At 42.0% G+C, this 5,160-nt stretch carries 5 protein-coding genes; 3 read left to right on the top strand and 2 right to left on the bottom strand.

What is annotated here, in order from left to right; genetic code table 11:
- Window positions 1-86: 86 nt before the first annotated feature.
- Window positions 87-1,988, bottom strand: a complete 1,902-nt coding sequence (locus MICAI_RS21770; RefSeq protein ID WP_008207140.1) for a transketolase C-terminal domain-containing protein — start codon at window positions 1,986-1,988, stop codon at window positions 87-89.
- Window positions 1,989-2,392: 404 nt separating this feature from the next.
- Here MICAI_RS21770 and MICAI_RS21765 point away from each other — a divergent pair, with 404 nt between their 5' ends.
- From MICAI_RS21765 to MICAI_RS21755, 3 genes are all read left to right on the top strand, one after another.
- Window positions 2,393-2,656, top strand: coding sequence for a HypC/HybG/HupF family hydrogenase formation chaperone (locus tag MICAI_RS21765; protein WP_008207138.1), 264 nt, complete (start codon window positions 2,393-2,395; stop codon window positions 2,654-2,656).
- A gap of 226 nt (window positions 2,657-2,882) precedes the next feature.
- Window positions 2,883-3,989 (top strand): hydrogenase formation protein HypD, encoded by a 1,107-nt coding sequence (gene hypD / locus MICAI_RS21760; RefSeq protein WP_008207136.1) that lies wholly within the window; start codon window positions 2,883-2,885, stop codon window positions 3,987-3,989.
- Between the two features lie 268 nt (window positions 3,990-4,257).
- Window positions 4,258-4,611 carry a hypothetical protein gene (locus tag MICAI_RS21755; protein ID WP_008207134.1) on the top strand — a complete coding sequence of 118 codons (354 nt, stop codon included), beginning with the start codon at window positions 4,258-4,260 and terminating at the stop codon, window positions 4,609-4,611.
- Here MICAI_RS21755 and MICAI_RS21750 read toward each other — a convergent pair.
- Window positions 4,608-5,105 (bottom strand): HNH endonuclease, encoded by a 498-nt coding sequence (locus tag MICAI_RS21750; protein ID WP_002785544.1) that lies wholly within the window; start codon window positions 5,103-5,105, stop codon window positions 4,608-4,610. The genes MICAI_RS21755 and MICAI_RS21750 overlap by 4 nt on opposite strands.
- Window positions 5,106-5,160 lie beyond the last annotated feature (55 nt).

Raw genomic sequence — 5,160 nt, 5'->3', positions numbered from 1 at the left:
TTCTGATGACTGTTTACTAATTACTTTTTACTAATTACTGTTTACTGATAACTGATAACTGATTAAAGCCCACCCTAAAATACTATCTAAGCGATTAAAGATTTAACTTTACTAATGATACCAACTGGGTCAATACCTTGGTGGGGGAATTGTTCCCATAAACCGCCACAACCTTCATGGTGAGTACCGATATAGGCGTATTTAGGAGTTAAACCGCGTTCGAGTAACCAAGAACCATAACGGCTACCTAAACCCGTACGACGGTTAAATGCTTCTACCACTAAAACAAAGGGAGAATTACCAACTTTAGTGATAATTTCTTCATCCACTACATTGAGAGTCGGTTTATTAATTAAACCCACGTCAATACCTTCTTGTTTTAGACGTTCTACTGCATCCAAAGCGCGGTATAAACCATCGCCAAAGCTGATGATATAACCGGCAGTGCCTTCTCGAATTACTTCATCTTTTCCGGGGACAAAGGTGTAACCATTGCCAAAGAAATTATTACCGTTAGTATCAAGAATATTGGGAGTTTTAGAACGAGTCGAGAAGATAAAACGTAAACCGGGTTGATGGAAAGTTGCCTCGACACAAGCGGTCATTTGTGCCGCATCGGCTGGGAAATAAAGACGGGTTTCGTAACCGTCATCGAGTCCATTATCGGCAAAGAAATTATTCAAACCAAAGTGACAGGTATTATCCGCCATGTCATCGATACCGGAATGGGAAAAATGACATAAAAGATTAGAATAATTCAAACGCGCCATGGTGATTTCAGAAATACACATTTCTAGAAAAGCGGCAAAGGTGGCGAAAATTCCCTGTTTACCTTTTTCCATACCAAAACCGGCGGCTGCCGAAAGATTACCCCGTTCCATAATACCGGAAGGAATAAACACTTCGGGATGTTTATCGTGGATAATTTTCAGACCGCAGGAACCTTCTAAATCGCTATCTACTACTAATACATTAGCTTTGCGTTCTTCTTCGCTCATTTTGCCTAAAAGACTGACCACCGCTTCGCCGAAAACGTTGCGGTTAGAACCCCATTTATCCCCAGAACCGAGAAATTTATAGTCATTAGAAGGCTTCTTAATACTGTTGAGATATTCCACTGCGGCACTGTGTCCTTTTGCCTCTAAATATTTCAAAGCCAAGGGTACAGAAATCACGTCATGACCGTGGTTAGAACCTTCTAAACCTTCAATACCGGGACACATGGGACGTTTATTAATAATCGCAATCGGGCCAGGAGTATTAATTGCTTCACAGATATTGCGATACAAACTATCGATATCTTCCCCATCTCCCACTAACACTTTTAGACCATGGCCAACAAGAGTTTTAGCCACATCATAACCGGGTAAATATTTGGAAGGATTACCGGCAATCGTCACATCATTATCATCAATAATTAGCTTAACATTGATGTGTTGAGCTACGGCTAAACGGGCAGCTTCCGCGTCATTGCCTTCCTGTTGAGAACCATCGGAACCTAAACAAAAAACGGTTTTTCCGGGGTTAGCTAAAGCGACACCGTTAACGTAGGGCCACATATGTCCTAAACGGCCAGAACTAAATTTGACACCAGGGGTTAATCCTAATTCCGGGTGTCCGGGGAGTTTAGAATTGGCCTCGCGGTAGTGCATTAATTGTTCTGGGGGTAAAGAACCTTCTAACGCAGACATGAGATATTGAGTACCGACGCGGTGTCCTGCTTCATCGAAGAAGATTGGTACAAATTGACTAGGTTGACTGCGGAAAAGAGCATCGAGAATCACCACTTCCGGGACGGTATCGTAGGGGCCGCCGGTGTGTCCACCCACACCCCGGGCCGCACCCGTGGCAGTAAAAAAGATGATAGCATCGCGACAGAGTTGGATATTGGCTTTTAGAGCGCTTCTTTGGTGGTCGGTGAGGGTGGGGTTACTGGGGTCGAGACTGATGGGTTTATAGGCGCTCAAATCGATGGGAAAGGCTGTCATTGTCGATTTTCCTTAATGTAGAGAAATAACTATAGTCAGGGAAATCATAGCCTAGAATGTCACCCGATCGATTGATTGAATAATTTCTTATCATAGATGTAGTCCCTAATACAAAAGTTTTACCCTTACTGGGATAGCGTCCACGGTCCGGGACAGGGGAAATCTTAAAAAAGATACGGGAAAAAAAGCTGTTCTTGAGGGCAATAGTCCAGAATGGCAGGTAAGAGCAAGTAAAAAGGATAACCTTTGACTCGGTTTTCCTTTTCGGGAGCCGGTCGTCGGTCGTCGATACCAAATTAGCTTATACTTCATCTTTATGAGAAGGGCTGTCAGTTGATATTACTGCAATCTCTAGCCAAAAAATCGGTGTATAATTAACAAAAACTAGATTTAAGGTAAAAACTATGTGTTTAGGCATACCGGGACAAATTACGGCAATTATTGATGAAAACCATCATCTGGCTTTCGTCGATGTGGGGGGTGTAAAAAGAGAAGTAAATATCGCTTGTATTGTTGATGAAGACCATCCCGCTAATACTTGTGTAGGGGATTGGGTATTAGTTCATGTGGGTTTTGCCATGAATCGAATTGATGAAGATGAGGCGCAAGAAACCTTAAATTTATTAACACAATTAGCAGAATTAGAGTCAGAATTTAATCATAATTAATGTTCTTAAGTAGTCACCCATACATAAATTGATTTTGTTGTTGATCTTAGGAAATATATAGCGTTTTTTAGTCTCCTGATGTACAAAAGTTATGGGTTTTAGGCAAGAGGCAAGAGGCAAAAGGGAAGAAAAATAGGTGTACCTCACTAGCTTAGGAAATGCTATAAATCACGGCAATTATTACCGACGACCGACAGCTAAAAATTATAATTAAAGGAGATAAACAATGAAATACGTTGATGAATTTCGTGATCCCGTTAAAGCGGCAGGATTAATTCAGCAAATTGAACAATTATCGATAAGAATCTCTGAAAAGCGGGAAAAAGTTACTAAAATTATGGAGGTTTGTGGAGGTCATACCCACTCAATTTTTAGATACGGTATCGAGGCAATACTTCCGGAAACTATCGAATTAATTCATGGTCCTGGATGTCCCGTTTGTGTGATGCCGCGAGGTCGTTTAGATGATGCCATTTTTCTCGCACAAAAACCGAACGTAATTCTGACAACTTTTGGCGATACTATGCGTGTCCCCGGTTCCCATTTGAGTCTGCTGCAAGCGCGAGCAAAAGGTGATGATATTCGCATGGTTTATTCTCCTCGCGATGCCTTAAAAATTGCCAGAGAAAACCTCGATAAAGAAGTAATATTTTTGGCCTTAGGTTTTGAAACAACCGTTCCTAGCACAGCTTTAACCGTTTTAGAAGCCCAAAGAGATGGTATCACTAATTTTAGTTTATTTTCTAATCATGTGGTGATTATTCCCGCTCTGAAAGCTTTGTTAGATAACCCAGATTTACAGTTAGACGGTTTTGTTGGTCCCGGTCATGTTAGCATGGTAATTGGCACAGAACCCTATCAAGTTATTGCCCAAGAATATCATAAACCTTTGGTAGTTTCTGGGTTTGAACCCTTGGATATTCTCCAATCAATTTGGATGGTATTAAAACAATTAGATGAGCAGAGATGTGAGATCGAAAATCAGTATGATCGAGTGGTACAAAATCAAGGAAATAGAGTCGCTTTATCGGCAATCAAGCAAGTTTTTGAACTGCGGGATCAGTTTGAATGGCGAGGTTTAGGAGAAATTGCCCAAGGAGGGTTAAAACTGCGGGATGAGTACATTAATTTTGATGCGGAGAAAAAATTTACCCTACCCAATCAGCGTGTTAAAGATCACAAAGCTTGTCAGTGTGGCCAAATTCTTAAAGGTGTTTTAAAACCTTGGGAATGTAAAGTATTTGGTACTGCTTGTACTCCTGAACATCCCATCGGTACTTGTATGGTTTCTAGTGAAGGTGCTTGTGCCGCTTATTATAAGTATGGTAAGTAGTCGTGCAAAATTAATTTCCTAGTCGAGACAGGAGACAGGAGACAGGAGACGGGAGACGGGAGACAGCTATTAGGGATCGGATTTGAGTTTTCAGTTCACTGTTTCCTCACACCAGAAGTCTGACGGAGTAGTGGCTTAGATGTGTAATTAATTTTGCTTAGGTACTTAGAAATTAGTAAATTTTTTTTACTGATTAGTTTCCTTTCCCGCGAGAAAACGCTAGAATTCTCACCAGAAGAAATTAACAATCTCTCGGTGATAAAAAAAAATGAAGATCAAAAATAATCTGGGTTTATTTGGCTTAACCACCTCTCTAATGCTAATTATCGCTTCGGAAATCGTTCTTGCTTCCCAAGAACAAACCCTAGAACTGCAACCAAGTCAACCCCCCAGCGCCGATTTTTTCAAACCCGTCACCAATCTAATTAAAGATTTAAACCATCAGGGAGTAACCATCACCGATCCTAATGATCCCATGGCGGTGCGCTACCGAGTCAATTCCCCCTGTCCTGGTTGTTCGGTTTATCTAGGCACGGGAGTTGCCAATCCTCGCACCCAGACTAATAATAATGGCATGGGAATCAATTTTGGTCTTGGTTTCACCATGCCTTTCTCACCCTAAATGCCGATGACATATTTACGCCATTCGTGATTGTGATTCCCCCTAGTGTGCTTTAATAGCTCAAAGTGGAGACTACTGTAGGGACGACGCGGCTGGGCGCGCAGGGACATATTGGCCTCTTTTGGTGTACGATTGCCCTTATGCACATTACAACGCACACAAGCCGCCACTAAATTCTCCCAGGTATCACCCCCTCCGCGAGAACGGGGAATCACATGATCGATGGTTAATTGTTCACCTCGGTAGAGACAGTATTGACAGGTGTGATGATCTCGTTCAAGAATATTACGACGGGTTAAAGGAATTTCCTTGTAGGGAACACGGACGTATTGCCTAAGACGGATAACAGAGGGTAGGGGTAAGTCACGACAAACCACTTTTCCGTTATGTTCTAGGGATTCAGCTTTTCCTTTCAACAACAAAACGATCGCGCGCCGCCAACTGGTAATATTTAGCGGTTCGTAGGAGGCATTCAACACGAGAACCTTGCTCATAGGTGTCTGGAGATCGCTTGAATTTACCCCGCATGGTAACACAGATCCCTGAGAT

It is taken from the genome of Microcystis sp. T1-4 (genome assembly GCF_000297435.1).
Taxonomy (GTDB): domain Bacteria; phylum Cyanobacteriota; class Cyanobacteriia; order Cyanobacteriales; family Microcystaceae; genus Microcystis.
The sequence above is the reverse complement of the archived record's forward strand: the minus strand, read 5'-3'. Positions and strand labels throughout refer to the sequence as shown.